We start from the raw sequence: 20,231 nt of genomic DNA, 5'->3' as shown, positions 1-20,231 counted from the left end.
TGATTTTATTATTTAACATGAATTAATGGTAGTATATAAACAGATATGAGTCTAGATATAAAGAGTGAATAGTCGGAAAAAATTTTTGCGGACAATAGATGAAAGAAGTGGTAGAGATGACAACAGAAAAATTATATTATCACGATCAATACATACGAACGTTTTCAACGAAACTACTAAAGCAGGATAAGGATGAAGGAGGGCATAACTATGTCGTGTTAAAGAAAACGGCATTTTATCCTACCGGTGGGGGACAGCCTCATGATATTGGAACACTTCAAGATGTAAGTGTGATCAATGTTGAGGAGGTTAAAGGGGAGATCCGTCATATTATTAATCAGCCGCTTAATGTCGATGATGACGACGAGTTAGTTGGAATTATTGATTGGGAACGTCGCTTTGATCATATGCAGCAGCACGCGGGGCAGCATATTTTATCCGCAATATTTGAAAATTTTTATGGATATAAAACCGTTAGTTTTCATTTAGGGAAGGAAGTGTGTACGATTGATCTAACTACTGCCAATCTTACTGAGGATGAAGCCGTGCATGTTGAAAGTAAGGCAAATGAAATCATACTTGAAAATCGGCCAATCGAAACAAAGTGGGTAACTGAAGCAGAGTTATCCAATTATTCGCTTAGAAAAGAATTATCAGTTTCAGAAAACATTCGGTTGGTGATTATACCTAATCTCGATGATAATGGCTGTGGTGGCACACATCCTGATTCGACCGGACAAGTTGGTTCTTTGAAAATTTTGGGCTGGGAAAAACAAAAGAAAAATATTCGTGTGTCTTTTGTATGTGGGAAGAGAGTTTTGAGGCAGTTTCATGATAAACACCGTGTTATCCAGAATGTCACGAGTATATTAAGTGTTCCGCAAGAAAAAATCGAGACTGCGGTAGAACGGATGGTACAGCAAACGAAAGATTTAGAAAAAGCGATTGATGAATTGAAGCTTGAGCTCATTGAGCATGATGCAATCCGGTATATGAAAACGGCGGAGAACATCCATAGCTATAAAGTGATAACAGCAATTTTTACTAACCGACCAATCGTTGAGTTACAGCAATTGGCGAGAGTAATTGCGACGAAAACGAACGATAATCTTGTTTTGTTCATCAATGAAAATGACAATAAGCTTCAGCTTATTTGTGCGCGAAGTGTTGAATTGAACTTGAATATGAATCAGGTAGTGAAGTCGATTTTACCGTTGATAAATGGGAAAGGTGGCGGGAACGAATTGTTTGCCCAAGGTGGAGGAGAGAAGACGATTTCAGCTCAACAATTAATGGATGAACTGATAAATGTGATAGCTAACTGATGAACAGATTACGATAACCCTCTCTATGTCAAACTAATCTATACTTAGAATTTTTCATTGTTGAATGTTAAATAATAGGTACAGTGTATATTGGATAGGGAGTGTTGAGGACTTTGATCAAGTTACAGAGGAAAGTGTTATTATTAAGTACTATTCTGTCACTATTTCTACCGGTGCATCTATATGTTTATGCAGAGCCTTATTTAGCTCCCGATGTTGTTATTGACGTTGGACATGGTGGGATTGATGGTGGTACATCATCTAGTGGAGTTTTAGAAAAAGACATTAACTTAGAAGTTGGTCTTAAATTATTTAATGAATTAAATAAAAAATCATTTAATGTTGGGATCACAAGAATTAACGATGCCACGTTAAGCGATGAAAGTCAATTCACTAACCTAAGTCGGCATATGAGGGATTTAAAGCAACGAATGATAATTGCTAATACTCTCAAACCTAGGGTGTTTATTAGTTTGCATGTCAATTGGTCAAAAAACAAGAAACGTAGAGGACCAGTTATTATTTATCAAGTGAGCGAAAAAAGTCTTCAATTGGCTCATCTTGTACAGGGACATTTGAATGAATATTACGGTGTAAATAAGAATCCGTTTAAGGGCAATCCTTATTTTCTGATGAAACATTTGGATATGCCATCAATTATTGTTGAGTTAGGCTATCTTAGTAATTCCAAGGATTTCGGTATTTTGACAGATGAAGAGTCACAAGGCGAGCTCGTTGATGCAATGGTTCGAGCAGTTGAAGAATACTTTATGCTGTATCCGCATGAGAATGTAACAGATACTGTAAACCGTGGAGCAATATTTCAATCTCGAATTAGATAGTGCTGAGGGTCCTATCAAATATACAAAGTTATTTATCAAAAAAAAGATAGTAAGTACAGAAGAAATTCTGCTTACTATCCTTTTTGATCTGATTTATATACGGCAAATAGCTACTGGACAAGGGGTATCTTTCGGACAATTACATACTTCACGTAAGGCGCTTAATTTTCTAATGATAATGTATCCATCTTCAATTGAGATCGTTCCTTCGTCGCGCCATTGGTTTAAAAAACGGTTTACGCTTTCTCTTGTCATCCCGATAAAGTCACCAATCTCTGTGTTCGTTAATTTAACATCGATTTTGATTCCATCTGCTCTCATGATTCCATAAGTGTTTCCCATGCGAATTAAAGTGGAAGCAAGTGCCCCTTTTTTACCGAACAGAAGGAGATCACGGAACTTTGATTGATTCTTTTGATAGGTTACACCTAACCAGTTCATAAACTCCATTGAAAAACTACCAAATTGACAGAGTAAGTTATGAATATCTTTCATAGAAACCATTCCAATTTCAACATCTTCAAGAGTGATTGCTGAATAACTATGGAACCCGTTTCCTAATCCAGTATAATCACCAAGTAGTTCACCTTTTTTGGCAATCGAAAGAATGAGATCTTTACCGTCCTCAGTTGTTTTCATTAATTTTAACTGACCTGAGCGTACAAAATAGAAGTTTTTTGCCTGGTCACCTTCCCAAAATAAATATGATCCTGCTTTTTCTTTGATTGGTTTCATTAATTCTTCTAATTTATGAAAATTTTCGCTTGAAAAGAAGTCTTTAATCCCGTTGTAGAATGTATTCTCTTGTTTCGCAGCTAAATTCACCATCGCCATTGTTACATTCCTCCCTAAAACTTATCTTACTTAAATAATATCATTGGCACTGTGTAAATGTTATCAGGGGAATTCCTGAAAAATAATGACGAAAACCCCGATCTTTCAGTGAGGAAAATCACATCATATGATCCGGATGAAGTAATAAACCCTGACAGGAAGCGGAGGATATAAGAAACACCGAAAGAAAGATCAGGGAATTCACTGAGGGAATACACCTAGTAAAGAACATATAAGGGATATCATTTTAAATGGTTATCTTAAACCGATATAATTTACGTAATGGTAAAAATGATTGAGGAGGGGAATACGGCAGAATTTCATTAAAAAGTTTATAATAACAAAAATTGGTAATAATTATATTACAAAATGATTTCTAGCGGGAGGAAAGAGTATGAATTTACAAAAAGAAAAGTTTGCTAAAGGATACTCGGTATTTGCGTTGATTAGAGGACTTAATTTTTTGATAGAAAATGATATTCGAAAATCAATAAAAAATAATGAGTTAACCTTTCCATCCTTTCGCGTTCTATGGATTATGTATTTTGATTCAACGATTACAATGAAAGATCTTAGCTATCTAATTCAAACAGATCTTTCCAATGTATTTCGCCAGTTGATAAAATTAAAGGACATAGGCTTTGTTACATTAGAGAATGGTGAAGATGCAAGGACAAAGAAAATCTCTTTAACCAAAGCAGGGAGAAAAGTTGTTCAAGATTTTATCAATCAAAACAGTACTGGCTCAGAGTTACAAATTGTTAACCTAATTGAAAAAATTCCAAAAGAAGATTTCCACAAATTTATTGAAGTTTTAACTTTGTTAAGTAATCAATTGGTCGGAGAAAATTACAGTGAATTTATAGAAAAGTCGTCAAAAGAACTAGTTAGAAACAATGCAGAAACTGCTTAAACATAATATTAAGTATTGTTAATGCCGATGTCTACAGTATTTGTAAATGTCGGCTTCTTTGTGTTGTATTGATAAATTTGCGAATGCAAATAATTTTGCCTGTTTGAATCATACTATAGTTAATAAATTTTGAGAATTTGTCAGGAGGGAAAAGAAGAATAAGTTGAACCATTAACTTTATTCAGACCTAAATAATTTGAAATTATTGAAATGAGGAGTTAAAAATATGCCAAATCCATTTGAAGCGTTTTGGAATACATTAAAAACAATGACTGATTATGATACAAAGGCACCTTTGCATGTTGGTGAAGTGATGACGTGTTGGACGTATTTGGCAGGGATTAAAGATATGCTGAGATATGAGGAAATTGGTTTAAATACAACAACTGATGATGAAGTTAGGGAAATGCTCAATGATGCGTATACAATGTGTAAATCACAGGCGGATCGTCTAGAATCATTTCTTATAAAAGAAGGAGTACCTCTACCTGAGACTGTCCCTCCTAAGCCACAAGCACAGACGAATAATATTCCTGCAGGTGTAAAAATTTCGGATGATGAGATAGCCAATGGTGTCTCAATTAAAATTGCATTAGCCATTATCGAATGTGCCACCGGTCAATCTCAATCGATACGCAGTGATGTTGGAATGATCTGGGCAGAATTTCAGTCTGAGATGCTTACTTTTAGTACAACATTAAAGAAATTGATGAACAAAAGAGGATGGCTCAAAATTCCGCCATATTATTCGGCTGCATATGAAACGAAATAAGATTCTTTTTATGATAGAATAACAAATAAAGCGTACAGCTTTGTGCTGCACGCTTTAAATTGCAAAGGCATGATTCCCGATAGTTTTGATTACTTTACGAGTGAAAATCCAATCGCTTGTAGCTGTTTTTGGGTTATAAAAAAACAATAATTCCTTGTCTTCGTTTTCTGGATTGGTTAATGCTTCATGAACAGCTAGATGTGCTTCTTTATCGGCAGGTTCACTAATCGATCCGTTACTAACCGGTTCAAATGCATTTTTTTGATAAATCACTTCTTCGATTGTATCAGGGAATTCCTCGTGTTCAACTCGATTTAATACTACTGTAGCAACAGCTACTTTTCCTACATACGGTTCCCCTTTTGCTTCAGCATGAACAAGACGAGCAAGCAGTTCAGTTTCTTCATTTGAAATGGATAGTAGTTCTTCTGAAGTTTCTATTTCATTCATTGCTGGTTGAATATAGAGTAATTCTGTTAGCTTTACTTCATTGCTTTCAATCCCGTTTATTTTATAAAATAATTGGATGGTTTCATCATTTTGAATTGTATCTTCAGTTTCAGCATTTACTTGCGTTGTTGGAATAACTAGATAGGTAACAAAGAATAATAGGAATGTTATCATTAACATAAATAACTTTTTCATTTGATATCTCCTCCTGTTTATTTATAGAATAAATGTGTCATCGTTTTTTTTCTTAACAACCACATCTTGTAGAATAAAAACAGGCCCATATTCAAGGCTAACAGGAAATCAAGAGTAAAACATTAGTGAACGATTGGGTGGATTACCATTATATAGCTTGTGCAATAACTTAATCTTCATTTAATTGAGGTATATCGAATTAGGCAGGCTCTTCTTTACAATGAGTGACTTAATGCGATACTATATCTAAAGAAAGAAAATGAGAGGAGGGTATTCGAATTGCTCTCACAAAAAGAAAAAGAGTTAATTAAAGAGTACATATCGAAAAATTCATCGTTTACGTTAATTGATTTATGCAATTACTTGATCGATCATGGTTCGAGTAGCAGTACTTATTTAACTGGGAAATATAAAATTTACCCTTATGCTGCCATTTTTATAGAATCTTATCTACCTCAACCAATGGTAGACATTAAACACAGTGAAAATAACGTTCACTATAAAATTATTGGTGAGCTTTCGAATCAAGCTGAGGATAACAACGATGTACTGAAAGAGAAAAAAGAGGAAGAACACAAGCAAACAAAAGAGGAAAGTCCAATACCTGAATCTCAACAGCTAAGTTTGTTCTAAGTGTGACCAATCCAATTTATTTTTACGGGGGGGATCTGATTTGATCAGATGCCCCCTTTATTCGTTCAACAACAGACTTTAATCTTCTTTTTTGATTATATTATCTAAAAAAAAACATTTACATAAATCCATAAGGGTGAAAAATGTCACATAAAAGCACATTTTTACATGGTAAAATTAGTTTATAATGACTTTAAGGAAAGAATTGTAGTTTAATGTAAGTTTAAGAGAAAAGGATAAACGTGCTATTTCTAGATTGTTTCAAAAAATATAAGGGGTATGAACTTGAAAAGGGTAATAGAACCAGCGATACGATTAATGAATCATTTAAACTATCCCCAGAAATTCACCTTAATAGGGGTGATAATTTTATTTCCTGTTCTTTTCTTCATCTATACAATTATTGCTGACATTGATAGAGATGTATCGTTTACAAAAAAGGAACAATTGGGAGTAGAGTATAATCTACATTTGAAATACTTAATGGATGATTTTCAACAGCATCGAGGCATGTCGCATGCATATTTAAGGGGATATGTTGCGTTTAAAGATGATATTAAAGAAAAAAAACTGCAAATTGAGATGAGAATTGAAGACATTGATAATGTCGATGACAGGCTTGGGGAAACATTGAAAAGTACAGAAAAATGGGAAGCGATTAAAGAGCGGTGGAATCATTTCGAACGTGATGCCAATTACTTAACAGCTGTAGAAAATTATGAAGAGCATACCCGGTTAATTGAAGAATTATTACAGTTTATGAGTTATATAGGGAATACGTCGAATCTTTTTCTGGATTCTAAGCTGACAAACTATCATTTAATTACCACTTACTCTAAGCTCCCATACATGGCAGAAAAGCTCGGACAAGCAAGAGGACTTGGTGCAGGTTATATTGCTCAAAAAAGTTTGAGTTTCGATGAAAGAACTGAATTGTTTATCCGTTCAATTTTAATAGATTCTACTTTAAAGGAAATCAAGCAGGGAGTAGAGCTCATCCTCAAAGAAGATATTCCGCAAAAAGAATTAATCGATTTATTAATCACTGAAACATCCATCAACACAAATGGGTTCTTGTATCAGCTAGAAAATGATTTGTTGCAAGCAGCAACCGTAAATATGGATTCGAGTTATTATTTTAATATTGCAACGAAGGCAATTGATAGTGCGTTGAATTTATATATTGTCGAAGCGAAGATATTAAATGACTTGCTAGAAAAAGATATTAGGGTTCTTGAATCGAAACGAAATGGATTAATTATCTTATCACTTGTTATATTACTTACTGTAACGTATCTATTTATTGGTTTTTTCCTCTCTGTTAGAAATACAATTGCAACACTGGAACATACAGCATCACGTATGGGGCAAGGACATTTAGATGAAAAAGTCAAACTCGATACAAAAGACGAGCTTAAGCTTGTTGGTGATTCCTTCAACAAGATGGCTGAAGCATTTCGAATGAAAATTAAAGAACATGAAGAGATGACAGAATCTTTGCGGCGAAGTGATGAGCGATTTAGAAAGATCTTTACTCACTCGGGTATCGGAATCGGTCTTAGAAAACCAACTGGCGAAATTATTGAAATCAATCCTGTTTTAGAAAAGATCACTGGGTATACTCGTAAGGAACTTGAAAATATTCCGATTACAAAAATCTCAGAAGCAGTCCAACCAGAAGGAAGGCTATTTCAAGAATTAATTACAGGGAAACGTGATGCGTATAGTATTGAAAAAAAATATTTTCAACCGAGTGGTCAAATCGTACTTGGGAAACTAACAGTTACACTATTCCCATCAGATGACCCTCAAGAAAACTATTACATACTAGGTATTGTTGAAGATATTACTGAGAAAAAGAAAATGGAGCAAGAGCTTAAAGATAGGGAGAAATGGTTTCGATTTATTACTGAACACTCCACAGACATTATTACAAATCATAAAAAGGATGGTACATATTTGTATGTCTCACCTGTGATGCAAGATATATTGGGGTATCATCCAGACGAATTGATCGGGCAATCCCCGCTTGATTATATCTATAAAGATGATCAAGACTTAGTAATAAAAGAAATATCAGAAGTAATCGATCCAAATTATAATGATATTAATACATTTAGTTACCGAATGTTAAAAAAAGATGGGTCTTTTACATGGATTGAGACGACTGCCAGAAGCTCTTATCAAGAAGGTGGCAGGTTAGGGGAAATTATCGCGGTTTCTAGGGATATAACAAAACGTAAAGTAATCGAAGAACAGCTGAGGGAAACAAATGATATTTTACAAAAACTTTCATCGCTCGATGGTTTGACTGGAATTGCGAACAGACGGAGTTTTGATGACTTTTTACAACGGGAATGGCATCGAGCTTATCCGTTGTCATTGATTATGCTAGATATCGATTTCTTTAAAAAGTTCAATGATACATACGGACATCAACAAGGTGATGTTTGTTTGCAAAAAGTAGCCAATACATTAAAGAATACTGTTAGACGTTCCACTGATTTAGTGGCTCGGTATGGTGGTGAGGAATTTGCGGTTGTCCTCCCGAATACCGATGCAGATGTTGCTTATCAATTAGCTGAAAACATACGAAATAACATAAGCGGTCTAAACATACCTCACGAAGCTTCATATATAGCTGATTATGTAACAATTAGTGTGGGTGTTGCAACAGTTGTCCCTGCTCAATATAAGGATCCGAAAGAACTGATTGAGAAGGCCGATCGAGCTCTCTACAATGCCAAGAATGAAGGCAGGAACCAGGTGAGGGTGAGTGAAATGTGATGATTTTAAGTAAAATAAATAACGTTGTATAGAAATTAGAAAAGGATAGAAGGGAGAATATTTTTCCCTTACTATCCTATTTTTTAGCGTTTTAAAGATTTTTATGTATAAATTTGTAAGGAAGTGTCATATGAGGTCAAAAAAGGAAATAATTATATAATTCTATATTATTTATTAAGAATTATTGTTAAGATTAATATAGTAAATAATAGTTTGATATAAATTTAAATGTGGATTGGAGGAGGGAAAAAGTTGAAAAAAATAGTTGTAGGAATATCTGGGGCAAGCGGAGCGATATACGGAATAAGGACACTAGAGGTATTGAAGGAGCTAGGTATTGAAAGTCATGCGATTATCAGCAATGCAGCGGTCCAAACAATCCATTATGAGACTTCGTATAAAGTAGAGGATGTACTAAAACTAGCAACGAGAACGTATGACCAACGCGATATTGGTGCAGCTATTTCAAGTGGCTCATTTAAAGTAGATGGAATGATTGTTGCTCCATGTTCAATCAAGACACTTTCGGCAGTTGCTAATAGTTATAATGATGAATTAATAACAAGAGCAGCTGATGTTCAGTTAAAAGAACGAAGAAAGCTAATACTTATTGTAAGAGAAACTCCATTTAATTTAAGTCATTTACAACATATGACGTTAATTACCCAAATGGGGGGAGTAATCTTACCACCAGTACCTTCTTTTTATCATAAACCTAAAACAATTGATGATATTGTCAATCAAACAGTTGGTAAGGCTTTAGATCAATTTGGAATCGATGCGAATTTGTTTGAAAGATGGACAGGAGAATAAGTGAATAATGAAATGACTTTCTCAAATAGTGGGATAGTCATTTTTTTATTTTGAGAATTTTGGTAAAATTTCTAACAAAAGTAATGAAAATATCTGATAATTTAGCAATAATCTATATAAATCCTAGTTTTTGATAAGATGTTCTTTGTTAAATGTTAAGTTGTTAATCAGTATTGTTATTATTTATTAAAATTTTTTATAATATACTGAAAATTATGAATTGACAGTAAGAGTTAATTAATGGTAGATTTGGTTTAAATATTCTTATATGAAGGGAATGTTGTTTCATAAATTAAGAATGAAATTATAGAGATGGGAGAGAGTGCTATCAATGGAAAAACTTTTTGATAAGATTGTCCGTGGTCAGCTTGTACTAGAGGATAAAGTAGTGCTTGGAGAAATAGGGATAACGTCGGGTAAAATATCTGAAATTTCTGATAAACAAGGCTTGCTTGCGTCTAATCATATATTAGATTTTGATAAAAAATATATTTTTCCAGGTTTTATCGATGTTCATCTTCACTGCTTTAGCAATCCGAATGAAGGTTTTACAAATGTGTCACACTCTGCCGCGGTAGGAGGTATCACAAGTTTCCTCGATATGCCGTATGACCTGCCTAACCCAATAAATAATGTAGAAGAGTTTAATTGTAAAAAAGAGCGCTTACAAAAAGAATCTGTTGTTGATGTTGGATTGATTGCAACGATAAAAAAGCAAGGTGGCTTGGATCAAATTGCACCTCTTGCTGAGGCAGGAGCAGCTGCATTCAAAATGTCACTCTTTGAGACTGACCCTTACAGGTTTCCAAGAATACCAGATCATGAAATCTTACAAGCGTTTGAATTAATTAAAGAGACTGGATTACGAGTGGGTTTTCATGCTGAAAACGATGATATCATTAATCCGATTGTCAACCAATTTATAGAGGAAGGCAAAGTATATCCCCTCGCACATCCTGAGAGCCGGCCTCCTGTTTCTGAAACAAGTGCAGTTGTAAAGCTGTTGGATTTTGCTTATTGGACTGGTGTAAAGCTACATATTTTTCATGTTACCCACCCACGCTGTATTGATTTAATTCAGCAATTTAAGAAGGATGGTGTTGATGTTACGTCAGAGACATGTTCCCACTACTTATTATTAAATCAGGAAGATTTAAATAAGTACGGTCCATTGGCAAAAATGAATCCGCCATTACGGTCAGCTGATTCAGTCGAAGGTTTATGGCGGCAATTAAAGACCGGTGACATTGATTTTATTACCTCTGATCACGCGCCATGGTATTACGAAGATAAGGCAAAGGGTAATGACAATATCTTTAAGTCTCCATCCGGACTACCTGGTGTTGAAACTTTAGTCCCGCTAATGTTTGATGCAGCAGTAGCGTCGGGAAGAGTTGCGCCAGTCGATTTTGCAAAACTATTATCTACGAATCCAGCGCACTACTTCAATATAAAAAATAAAGGTGCCATAAAAATTGGATACGATGCTGATCTTACTGTAATCGATGGGGATGAACGTTTTCAAATTAAGGCTAGTGAGTTTCAATCATTAGCAAAGTGGTCGCCATATGATGGCATGACTTTACAAGGTAAGGTGAAGCAAACGATCGTCCGTGGAGAAACAGTTTATGATGGTGAAAAAATTGTAAAGGATCCTGGGTTTGGAAAGTTTATCACCGGCATAGGTGGCAAAGAAAAGGTAAAACAGTAGCGAATGTTCAATGATAAAGAAATAAGGAGGGGTCATATGATTAAGTTTGATAAAGTTGGAAAAGTCTATGACGACTTTACTGCACTAGAAGAGATTAGCTTTGAAGTAGCAAAAGGAGAGCTAATCGCTTTAATCGGTCCTAGTGGATGTGGTAAGACAACGAGCTTACGAATGATCAATCGTTTAATTGAACCTAGCTCAGGAACGATTTATATCGATGGGGAAGATATATCAAAAAAAGATCCAGTCGAACTAAGAAGAAATATTGGGTATGTTATTCAACAAATTGGATTATTGCCCCATTTAACAATCGGTAAAAATATTGGACTTGTACCAAAATTAAAAGGTTGGAAAGAGAAAGAGTATTCGAACCGAGTCGATGAATTATTAGACATGGTTGGATTAGACCCAAGGATATACCGAGATCGTTATCCTTCTGAATTAAGTGGGGGACAGCAACAGCGAGTGGGAGTCATTCGCGCACTGGCTGCTGAGCCGCCGGTTGTATTAATGGATGAACCATTCAGTGCGTTGGACCCAATAAGTCGAGAGCAATTACAAGATGAATTAGTACGATTACAGAAAGAGATTCACAAGACGATTGTGTTTGTTACACATGACATGGATGAAGCACTAAAAATAGCAGATCGTGTAGCAGTTATGTTAAATGGTCACATCATTCAATTGGATACACCAGATGCAATCATAAAGAATCCAGTGAATGATTTTGTTAAAGATTTTATTGGTGAAAAACGATTAAACAACCAAATCGATGAAGGGAAACAGAAGCTAACAGTAGGTAATGTCATGAATGTGCAATCCTTTGATATTTTTGTTGATCACAGTGTTTCAGAAGCATTAACGCTACTTAACATTACGGGAGCGGATTGTCTGGCTGTTACAGATCATAATAAGAAGCTGTCAGGTATTGTCACAAAGGTAGATTTAGAGAATAATGCTTCAAAAGGTGACACCCCTATTGAAATGTTACTTGAAAAAAATATCCCTACGATTGATATCAAAGATAAGTGGGAGAATGCTACCAAGATATTGCTTTCATCAAATGTAACTGGAATTCCAGTTATTCAACATAACGAGGTAATTGGGGTAGTAACACAAAAAAGTATCTTAAAGAATTTAGCTATATTAGATGAAGTGAATGTGTAAAAAGAGTAGGGGGGATTGCTGTGAATGATATAAAGCTGCTTTGGGAAGTTTATACAACCCGTACAGATATGATTATGAACGGGTTAATGCAGCATATTTTTATGACAGTTGTTACGATGAGTATTGTTTTGGCAATAGCGGTACCATTAGGAATTTATTTAACAAGAAATCAAAAATTTGCAGACCCAATAATAGGTGTGACAGGTGTGTTTCAAACCATTCCAAGTATTGCGTTATTTGGATTTCTAATGCCTTTTGTAGGTATTGGATTAAAGCCTACAATTATTGCTTTAGTCATGTTTGCATTACTCCCTGTCCTACGGAATGTTTATACAGGAATTAAGGAAGTTGACCCAGCATTAATAAGTGCGGGTAAAGGAATGGGGATGACTGATCGTCAAATACTATTTACAATCCAAATTCCATTAGCTTTGCCGGTTATTATGGCGGGGATAAGAACAGCAACGATCATGACAATTGGTGTAGCAACAATCGCAGCTTTTATCGGAGCCGGTGGACTTGGTGAAATTATCTTTCGAGGTGTTTCATTAATGAGAAATGAATTAACACTAGCAGGAGCAATACCAGCTGCAGCTCTAGCACTAACTGCTGACTTTTTACTAAAGAGAATCGAAAAATGGGTTTCACCACACCGTAGAGCAAAGAAAAGTTCACTCAAACCAAAACCAGTGTCAGAAAGCAATATTGCTCAACAAAATTAAATAAAAATTGGGGGAAAAGCTATGAAAAAAATTGGTGTTCTTCTAATAATGTCGTTGTTGCTTATCGTTACCGCTTGTTCTGGTGCTCAAGGAAGCAACTCAGGATCAGGTGAGGATGAAACAACTAGAATTGCAATTGGAGGAAAAAACTGGACTGAACAAATTTTGTTAGTTCATCTTATGGGTACATTATTAGAGCATCATACTGATCATGAGATTGTTCATCGTGATGGTTTAGGCTCTTCAGATGTACTAGTTCAAGCGTTAACAGATGGTGATATTGACCTTTTTGCAGATTATACTGGTACAGGCTTGATTAATGTATTGGGTTTAGATCTTGAAGAAGGTGATACACCTGAATCTGTTTATGATAGAACAAAACAAGGTTATGAAGAGAAGTATGGATTTACTTGGTTAGAGCCATTAGGGTTTAGTAATACATTTGCATTAATTTTAAAAAGAGAGACAGCAGAAGAATTAAATGTTAAAACAATTTCTGATTTAGTACCGCATATGTCAAATCTAGTTCTTGGATCAGATGCACAGTTTTTTGAAAGAAAAGATGGATATAAAGGCTTGGCTGAGGCATACGGAATCGAGGGTTTTAAAAGTAATAGCGAGATGGACATCGGACTTGCATTCGCTGCATTAGATGAAGGGAACGTCGATGTTTTAGTTGGATATTCAACGGATGGTCGAATCCCTGCACTTGATTTAGTTGTTTTGGAAGATGATAAAGGGTATTTCCCTCCTTATTATGCGGCACCTATTTTAAGAGAAGAGACTCTTAACCAGTATCCAGAGATTGGAGAAGTATTAAATAAGCTTGCTGGTGTCATTGATGAGACAACGATGGCAGAATTAAACTCCAAAATGGACAATGATCGCATCGATGAGCGTAAAATTGCCGAAGATTTCTTACGTGAGGTTGGCTTAATCGACTAATAGAATTACGGATCTAATATTCTTATAATTCAAAATAGAAAGGAAAAAATATTATGAATATCATTGATCTTTCGTTAACTATTGATGAAGAAACTCAATTTGCCGGTTTTCCAAGAAGTCTTGTATATGGAAAACCAGAATCCTCTACAAAAATTGTTGAGGTTGCCTCACTAAAAGAAAATAAAGTTCAGTCCCACAATTTTACGATGTGTACTCAGCACTTTACCCATTATGATGCGCCAGCTCACTTTCTGGAAGATGGACTGAAAAATCATGAGGTGCCCATTGACTCGTTTATAGGGGAAGCAGTTATGTTTGATATGCTTCACAAGGAACCAGGGAGTTATGTAACTGCAGACGATTTAATACAGACTGGAGTGAAAGTAAAAGAAGGTGATATTGCTGTCATTCGAACCGGCTGGACAGATGAGTCCTGGGGGACCTACCGTTTTTGGGATGAAATGATTGGTTTATCCACGTGTGCTGCAGAATGGTTAATGGAACAAAAAATAAAATCAGTCGCAGGTGACTTTATGCTCTGTGATTCACCACTACATCCGCCAGAAGGACGAAAGTGGGATTCTGAAAATTGGAGTCCTAACCATTTTACCTTTTTAGAAAATAATGTAGTGATGCTAGAATGGCTAACGAATTTAAAATCTATTAAAAAGGAAAGATTTTTATTTGGATGTGTTCCTATTAAGTTAAAGGGGACAGATGGTGCACCGTGTCGGGCATTTGCAATCGAAGGGTTATCTTTATCGTAAGATCAATTTGATCATGAGATTACTAACTTAGAATGAAAGGGGAGAAAGTCATGGCTTCAGATTCGAATAGGACACTAGAAAAAGGGCTAGAAATGTTATTTCAATTTACAGAAAGACAACCCGTACTAGCTGTTAAAGATATCATGACTTTGCTAGATTTACCGAGAAGTACAGCTTACCGGTTATTAGATACGCTAAAAAGCAAGGATTTGATTCAAGAATGTGGATCTGGCCGATATAGTTTAGGGCTGAGTATTCTCCAATTGGCGAAGGTTGCAACTGCGGGTATGGATCTCCTTCAACTTGCCACACCGATCATGGAAAGTTTATCAGAAGAAACAGGCGAAACCGTTATCCTATCAGGTGTCGTTAATAATAAGGCCATATGTATCGACAGAATTGAAAGCACCCAAGCGATAAAACTAACATTTGAGAGAGGAAGACTGCACCCGCTGCACGCGGGTGCCTCTGCCAAAGTGCTGCTCGCATTTATGGACAAAGAAAATCAGCAAAAAGTATTGCAACAGCTAAAAAAAGAACAGCTTATTGATGATATTGAGATTGTAAAACAAGCACTTAACAAAGTGAAAGAGCAAGGGTATGTCATTAGTAGTGAGGAAATTGATGTAGGAGCATGGGCAGTTGCTGCGCCGGTATTTGGTGCGAACGGTAATATTATTGCTGGATTAACAGTGGCAGGACCAAAGTTTCGCGTCAATATTAAACAAGAGAATCTTATTACAGATCTCTTACTTGCCAAAGTTAAGGAATTAAATGAAAAACTTAAGGTTACTGAAATTAATTACATTTAATAAGCAGTACTTGTTAAAGAAGGAGGGATTCTAGTGGTCATAAACGGTCAGGATATGAGATCTGCTCTTCAAATATTAAAAGAAAACAAAAGACTAACAACCGTAAAAGGAGAAGTTGATCCAAACTTTGAGTTAGCGGCAGTTTTAGCTCAAAATCCCGGGAGATCAGCCGTAATCTTTGAAAATGTTAAAGGCTACGAGGTACCTGTTGTTGGTAATTTAGTCGATCGTAACAACTTTGCATTGTCTTGTGGGATCGATAACACGCTAGAGGCATCTCTCAGCTTAATCAATAAAGGAATTGAGAATCCAATCACTGCAAAAGTAGTGGATCAAGCGCCGTGCCGGGAAGTCATCATTACTGGTGCAATTGATATTATGAAGCACATCCCTGTTACGACATTCTTTGAAAAAGAAGCGGGCTTCTATATCAGTGCAGGCCTTATTGTTGCAAAGGACCCTGAAACAAAGAAAAGGAACGTATCAATGAACCGCCTATTAGTGTTAGGGCCTGATAAGTTAATGATCGGAATGTCGCCAAGTCATCATTTGCATCGTTTATTAGAAAAGGCACAAGAACGAAATGAAACGTTAGAAGTATCAATCTCGTTAGGAAATCATCCAGCTACATTAGTTGCTGCAAATGCATATGTAGACCTGGGATTTGATGAATTTGATATCGCCGGAGGAATGTTTGGTGAGGCGTTAGACCTTTCCCCTGGTATAACCGTCGATGTAGAGGTCCCTGCTGGATCAGAAATTGTCATTGAGGCAGAGTTTGTCCCTGGTGAACTATATGAAGAAGGACTTGTTTCAGAGTTTCATGGGATGTATGTTGACTATGGAAAAAGCCCTGTTTTAAAAGTAAAAGGGATCACTCATCGAAAAGATCCAATCTATCAAGTGATCTTACCTGGTAGATTCCATGAACATTTTATTATTGGGGCTATGGCGATTGAGACGACAACATATCGACATATTCGAGCTGCTGTACCTCGAGTCAAAGAGGTGTTTATTACTGAAGGTGGAATGGGCAGATCACATTGTGTAGTAAGTTTATCCAAGCCAAGAGCAGGTGAAGGTCAAAAAGCTGCATTTGCTGCTTTTGCCCACTGTAATCTTATTAAACAAGTAACAGTTGTTGATGATGATATTGATATTTCTGATGCAGTAGATGTTGAATGGGCTTTAGCTGCTCGAATGAAGGCACATCGAGATATTTTTATTGTTCCAGGAGTACGAACAGACCGTGCAGAGGCTGTTGTTGAAAACGGGACAGTCTCAAAAATAGGAATCATCGCATTACGAGAAGAAACAGCACTACCAAAAGCCGAAATTCCAAAGGATATTATGGAAAAGGTGAAAAATGAGTGGAGTAAATACGAGGTTCAGGAGGAAGAGGAATGCTTGGTAACCAGTTCCAAACAAACATAAATCCTGTTGTTATAACCGGGGAAGAGCTGACATTGCAAGACGTTGTCAATGTAGCAAAGAATAAGGCAACAGTTACTCTTGGAACTGGAGTTATTGAACAAATTCGCCACGAAAGAAATGCCCTGCTAGACATAACAAAAAATAGTGCACCGATTTACGGGGTTACAAGAGGTGTTGGAGCGAATAAAAACATTGAAGTACCAAAAAATTTAATCTCTGAATACCAGACTCGTATTCTTCTAAGTCATTGTATCGGAACTGGCCCATTTTTTTCTGAAGAGATTGTGAGGGCAGTAATGGTGACGAGAGCAAATTCTTTAGCGAAAGGAAGAACTGGGGTTCAGCCGGAAATCCTTGAGATGTATGTAGATATGCTCAATTATGAGATTCACCCACTCACTCCTTCACAAGGTTCAATAGGTGCTGGTGATTTAGGCCCTATGGCTGAAATGGGTTTGGCGTTCATAGGGAAGGGAGAAGTCAGCTTTCAAGGTGAAGTAGTTCCAACAAAACAGGCATTCGAACAGGTTGGGTTAACACCGATTACATTGGGACCGAAAGATGGCTTAATCCTATGCAGTCATAATGCCGTTTCAATTGGTCATGGCACATTACTACTTGATCGCTATGCGGCTCTTTTGGATCATGCTGATATGGCTTATGCATTATCGTTAGAGGCATTTCGAGGAAATGTCACACCATTACACCATAAGCCAAATGAGCTTCGCCAGCATCAAGGGCAGGCTCGATGTACAAAAAATATAGTCGCATACTTAGAAGATAGCTTCCTATGGGAAAAAGGCATCCAAAGAGGGGTCCAAGATCCAATTAGTTATCGTAGTGCGGTTCAAGTTCATGGAGCATGTAGGGATGTTCTTTCCTTTGCTGCGGATGGAATGAACATCGAGCTTAATAGTGTAGGGGACAATCCATTGTTATTACTTGAAGAAGATAGGTTAATATCACATGGAAATTTTCATATTCAAACAATTGCCATGCGGTTTGATTTTCTAGGAATCCAGTCCTCTTCATTAGCAAATATGATTCAAAACCGATTTCAAAGGTTGATGTCACCAGAGTTTAGTAATTTACCGAAGTTTTTAACCTCAGATCCTGGATTAAGCAATGGTTTCTCTACTTTACAGAAAACTTATACAGCATTAGCTGCTGAAATACGGCATTTAGCTAACCCTGGTTGTTTGGACGCTTTACCTGTTGCAAATGGTGTTGAAGATCATGCCACAATGGGACCTTTCGTTATTCAAAAAATGGAGAAGATTATCGAGAAGCTAGAAATGATGATTGGTATTGAGTTAATGGTTGCTGCTCAAGCCATTGATTTACTGGACAAACCGAAATTAGGTAAGGGTACCGAAGTAGCTTATCAATGTATTAGGCGTTACATACCTAAATTGGAAAATGATCGGGTATTAAGACAGGACATCGAGCAAGCCCATAACATTATTAAGAATCGTTTTATCCTCGAAGATTTGTGCAGCATCGAAAAAGTTGAGCCAAAACTTTCATAACTTTATGTTGAGGAGTGCTGATATGAAACTTAAAGGTAAAGTTGCTATTGTAACTGGTGGAACAAATGGCATTGGGAAAGCAACAGTCGAATTATTTATCAAAGAGGGAGCGAATGTTGTTATTGCTGATTTAGATGATAATGGGGCTGTACTAGCGAAGCAGTTATCTTCTTCTCCATCAGATTGTCTATTTATCCGGACTGATGTAACGAGTGAAAGTGATGTTCGTGATCTTGTTAATGAGACTGTTTCAAAATTTGGAAAACTTGATATCCTATTTGCAAATGCAGGGATTGGAGAAGCAGCAATGGCCCATGAAATGTCAATCGCGGATTGGCAGAGGGTCATTGACATTAATCTTAGTTCCGTTTTCATTACAAATAAAATTGCGATCGAAGCGATGCTTGAATCAGGTGGTGGTTCAATCATTAACAATGGTTCTGTATTAAGTTTTGTAGGGCAGCCTTCAGTTACAGCAAATGCTGCCGCAAAAGGTGGAGTAGCTAATTTAACAAGAACTTTAGCCGTCAATTATGCCAAAAATGGCATTCGGGTAAATTCTATTTGCCCAGGGTATACACTAACTCCAATTATCACATCAAAGCCTAAAGAGTTTATTAATAAATTAGTAGCAAACCATCCAATTGGTAGATTAGCAGAACCTGAAGAAATTGCGAATGCTGTTCTGTTTTTAGCAAGCGATGATTCATCCTACGTGATTGGTTCAAATATTTTGGTTGATGGCGGTTATACAGCACAATAAAAAATTATTTTCGGAGGTAATAGCTATGAGAGTAATAGATTTAAGTTTAACAATTGATCCTGAAACACAATACCCTGGATTTCCAAGAAGTAAAGTGTATGGAAAGCCTGAATCAAAGAATGTTATTCGAAAAGTCGCTTCTGTAGAAGAAAATCAAGTTTCATCACATGAAGTAGAATTATGTACACAACATTTCACTCATTACGATGCACCATCTCACTATGTAATTGGTGGATTAAACAATGATGAGGTACCACTTGATTGGTTAGTTGGCGAAGCGGTAGTGTTTGATATGATGCACAAAAAAGCGGGGGAATGTGTATCAGCAGCAGACCTTGAAGCGTCTGGTGTTCAAATGAAGGAAGGAGATATTGTCATCATTCGTACAGGGTGGGTTGATAAAATGTTCGGTACGTTTGAGTTCTGGGAAAATATGATTACTTTATCACCAGATGCAGGTCAGTGGCTAATGGATCGTGGTATAAAGTCCTTGGTTCAAGACTTTATGACGTGTGATCATCCACTTTACCCACCAAAAGGACGTGAATGGGGAACGGATCAGTGGGCTCCGAACCACCAACTATTTTTAGGGAACAATGTATGCTTAATTGAGTGGTGCACAAATTTAGCTGAAATTAAAGAGGAAAGAGTACTACTATGTTGTGCGCCAATTAAGTTAAAAGGTACAGAAGGTGCACCATGTCGTGTATTTGCGATTGAGGGTGTATTAAACAATAAGTAAATTCCAAGAGGCAATCACTAAAACTTTTTTAGTGATTGTCAATTTTTATACTGTTAACAAGTGAAAGGATGGTTT

19 protein-coding genes are annotated in these 20,231 nt (G+C 36.4%); 17 read left to right on the top strand and 2 right to left on the bottom strand.

Annotated features, from left to right (window positions below):
* Positions 1–116 precede the first annotated feature (116 nt).
* Both ACJ2A9_RS19250 and ACJ2A9_RS19245 read left to right on the top strand, forming a co-directional pair.
* Positions 117–1,325, top strand: a complete 1,209-nt coding sequence (locus ACJ2A9_RS19250) for an alanyl-tRNA editing protein (RefSeq protein WP_441423316.1) — start codon at positions 117–119, stop codon at positions 1,323–1,325.
* Between the two features lie 113 nt (positions 1,326–1,438).
* On the top strand, positions 1,439–2,167 hold the full coding sequence (locus ACJ2A9_RS19245; protein ID WP_441423315.1) for an N-acetylmuramoyl-L-alanine amidase family protein: 729 nt from the start codon (positions 1,439–1,441) through the stop codon (positions 2,165–2,167).
* A gap of 93 nt (positions 2,168–2,260) precedes the next feature.
* Here ACJ2A9_RS19245 and ACJ2A9_RS19240 read toward each other — a convergent pair whose 3' ends face one another.
* On the bottom strand, positions 2,261–3,001 hold the full coding sequence (locus tag ACJ2A9_RS19240) for a Crp/Fnr family transcriptional regulator (protein ID WP_441423314.1): 741 nt from the start codon (positions 2,999–3,001) through the stop codon (positions 2,261–2,263).
* Positions 3,002–3,395: 394 nt separating this feature from the next.
* On the opposite strand from ACJ2A9_RS19240, the gene ACJ2A9_RS19235 reads away from it, so the two are divergent.
* Both ACJ2A9_RS19235 and ACJ2A9_RS19230 read left to right on the top strand, forming a co-directional pair.
* Positions 3,396–3,914, top strand: coding sequence for a MarR family winged helix-turn-helix transcriptional regulator (locus tag ACJ2A9_RS19235; RefSeq protein WP_441423313.1), 519 nt, complete (start codon positions 3,396–3,398; stop codon positions 3,912–3,914).
* Between the two features lie 226 nt (positions 3,915–4,140).
* A complete protein-coding gene (locus tag ACJ2A9_RS19230; protein WP_441423312.1) occupies positions 4,141–4,686 on the top strand; it encodes a DUF3231 family protein in 546 nt (181 codons plus the stop codon).
* A 54-nt stretch (positions 4,687–4,740) separates the two neighbouring features.
* Here the strand turns inward: ACJ2A9_RS19230 and ACJ2A9_RS19225 are convergent, their stop codons facing one another.
* Entirely contained in the window at positions 4,741–5,331 is a 591-nt protein-coding gene (locus ACJ2A9_RS19225) for a cell wall hydrolase (protein ID WP_441423311.1), read from the bottom strand.
* A 279-nt stretch (positions 5,332–5,610) separates the two neighbouring features.
* On the opposite strand from ACJ2A9_RS19225, the gene ACJ2A9_RS19220 reads away from it, so the two are divergent.
* From ACJ2A9_RS19220 to ACJ2A9_RS19160, 13 genes are all read left to right on the top strand, one after another.
* Positions 5,611–5,964 (top strand): hypothetical protein, encoded by a 354-nt coding sequence (locus tag ACJ2A9_RS19220; RefSeq protein WP_441423310.1) that lies wholly within the window; start codon positions 5,611–5,613, stop codon positions 5,962–5,964.
* Between the two features lie 285 nt (positions 5,965–6,249).
* Positions 6,250–8,751: a diguanylate cyclase domain-containing protein gene (locus tag ACJ2A9_RS19215; protein ID WP_441423309.1), complete on the top strand. Its 2,502-nt coding sequence runs from the start codon at positions 6,250–6,252 to the stop codon at positions 8,749–8,751.
* A gap of 228 nt (positions 8,752–8,979) precedes the next feature.
* Positions 8,980–9,564 carry a UbiX family flavin prenyltransferase gene (locus ACJ2A9_RS19210; protein ID WP_441423308.1) on the top strand — a complete coding sequence of 195 codons (585 nt, stop codon included), beginning with the start codon at positions 8,980–8,982 and terminating at the stop codon, positions 9,562–9,564.
* 331 nt (positions 9,565–9,895) lie between these two features.
* Positions 9,896–11,275: a dihydroorotase gene (locus ACJ2A9_RS19205; protein WP_441423307.1), complete on the top strand. Its 1,380-nt coding sequence runs from the start codon at positions 9,896–9,898 to the stop codon at positions 11,273–11,275.
* Between the two features lie 36 nt (positions 11,276–11,311).
* Positions 11,312–12,442 carry a betaine/proline/choline family ABC transporter ATP-binding protein gene (locus ACJ2A9_RS19200; protein ID WP_441423306.1) on the top strand — a complete coding sequence of 377 codons (1,131 nt, stop codon included), beginning with the start codon at positions 11,312–11,314 and terminating at the stop codon, positions 12,440–12,442.
* A 68-nt stretch (positions 12,443–12,510) separates the two neighbouring features.
* Positions 12,511–13,164 carry an ABC transporter permease gene (locus tag ACJ2A9_RS19195; protein WP_441423344.1) on the top strand — a complete coding sequence of 218 codons (654 nt, stop codon included), beginning with the start codon at positions 12,511–12,513 and terminating at the stop codon, positions 13,162–13,164.
* A gap of 21 nt (positions 13,165–13,185) precedes the next feature.
* The gene (locus ACJ2A9_RS19190; protein WP_441423305.1) at positions 13,186–14,109 is read left to right on the top strand and encodes a glycine betaine ABC transporter substrate-binding protein; all 924 of its coding nucleotides are present in this window, start codon (positions 13,186–13,188) and stop codon (positions 14,107–14,109) included.
* Positions 14,110–14,162: 53 nt separating this feature from the next.
* Entirely contained in the window at positions 14,163–14,876 is a 714-nt protein-coding gene (locus ACJ2A9_RS19185) for a cyclase family protein (RefSeq protein WP_441423304.1), read from the top strand.
* Positions 14,877–14,926: 50 nt separating this feature from the next.
* Positions 14,927–15,688 carry an IclR family transcriptional regulator gene (locus ACJ2A9_RS19180; RefSeq protein ID WP_441423303.1) on the top strand — a complete coding sequence of 254 codons (762 nt, stop codon included), beginning with the start codon at positions 14,927–14,929 and terminating at the stop codon, positions 15,686–15,688.
* 33 nt (positions 15,689–15,721) lie between these two features.
* Positions 15,722–17,122, top strand: coding sequence for a UbiD family decarboxylase (locus tag ACJ2A9_RS19175; protein WP_441423302.1), 1,401 nt, complete (start codon positions 15,722–15,724; stop codon positions 17,120–17,122).
* Entirely contained in the window at positions 17,092–18,651 is a 1,560-nt protein-coding gene (locus ACJ2A9_RS19170; RefSeq protein WP_441423301.1) for an HAL/PAL/TAL family ammonia-lyase, read from the top strand. The genes ACJ2A9_RS19175 and ACJ2A9_RS19170 overlap by 31 nt, the downstream gene beginning before the upstream one ends.
* A 22-nt stretch (positions 18,652–18,673) precedes the next feature.
* Entirely contained in the window at positions 18,674–19,414 is a 741-nt protein-coding gene (locus tag ACJ2A9_RS19165; RefSeq protein ID WP_441423300.1) for an SDR family NAD(P)-dependent oxidoreductase, read from the top strand.
* A 25-nt stretch (positions 19,415–19,439) separates the two neighbouring features.
* Positions 19,440–20,156, top strand: coding sequence for a cyclase family protein (locus tag ACJ2A9_RS19160; RefSeq protein WP_441423299.1), 717 nt, complete (start codon positions 19,440–19,442; stop codon positions 20,154–20,156).
* Positions 20,157–20,231: the final 75 nt, after the last annotated feature.

It is taken from the genome of Anaerobacillus sp. MEB173, from assembly GCF_052119505.1.
Lineage (GTDB): Bacteria > Bacillota > Bacilli > Bacillales > JBJMAU01 > JBJMAU01.
This window is presented reverse-complemented; position numbering and strand designations above follow the sequence as displayed.

Bases quoted from the DNA above. Each gene is read 5' to 3' on its own strand.
- ACJ2A9_RS19170 (WP_441423301.1), top strand. From the start codon at position 17,092: ATGCTTGGTAACCAGTTCCAAACAAACATAAATCCTGTTGTTATAACC.
- ACJ2A9_RS19200 (WP_441423306.1), top strand. From the start codon at position 11,312: ATGATTAAGTTTGATAAAGTTGGAAAAGTCTATGACGACTTTACTGCA.
- ACJ2A9_RS19235 (WP_441423313.1), top strand. From the start codon at position 3,396: ATGAATTTACAAAAAGAAAAGTTTGCTAAAGGATACTCGGTATTTGCG.
- ACJ2A9_RS19225 (WP_441423311.1), bottom strand. From the start codon at position 5,331: ATGAAAAAGTTATTTATGTTAATGATAACATTCCTATTATTCTTTGTT.
- ACJ2A9_RS19180 (WP_441423303.1), top strand. From the start codon at position 14,927: ATGGCTTCAGATTCGAATAGGACACTAGAAAAAGGGCTAGAAATGTTA.
- ACJ2A9_RS19195 (WP_441423344.1), top strand. From the start codon at position 12,511: ATGATTATGAACGGGTTAATGCAGCATATTTTTATGACAGTTGTTACG.
- ACJ2A9_RS19210 (WP_441423308.1), top strand. From the start codon at position 8,980: ATGTGGATTGGAGGAGGGAAAAAGTTGAAAAAAATAGTTGTAGGAATA.
- ACJ2A9_RS19165 (WP_441423300.1), top strand. From the start codon at position 18,674: ATGAAACTTAAAGGTAAAGTTGCTATTGTAACTGGTGGAACAAATGGC.
- ACJ2A9_RS19205 (WP_441423307.1), top strand. From the start codon at position 9,896: ATGGAAAAACTTTTTGATAAGATTGTCCGTGGTCAGCTTGTACTAGAG.
- ACJ2A9_RS19190 (WP_441423305.1), top strand. From the start codon at position 13,186: ATGAAAAAAATTGGTGTTCTTCTAATAATGTCGTTGTTGCTTATCGTT.
- ACJ2A9_RS19230 (WP_441423312.1), top strand. From the start codon at position 4,141: ATGCCAAATCCATTTGAAGCGTTTTGGAATACATTAAAAACAATGACT.
- ACJ2A9_RS19240 (WP_441423314.1), bottom strand. From the start codon at position 3,001: ATGGCGATGGTGAATTTAGCTGCGAAACAAGAGAATACATTCTACAAC.
- ACJ2A9_RS19160 (WP_441423299.1), top strand. From the start codon at position 19,440: ATGAGAGTAATAGATTTAAGTTTAACAATTGATCCTGAAACACAATAC.
- ACJ2A9_RS19250 (WP_441423316.1), top strand. From the start codon at position 117: ATGACAACAGAAAAATTATATTATCACGATCAATACATACGAACGTTT.
- ACJ2A9_RS19185 (WP_441423304.1), top strand. From the start codon at position 14,163: ATGAATATCATTGATCTTTCGTTAACTATTGATGAAGAAACTCAATTT.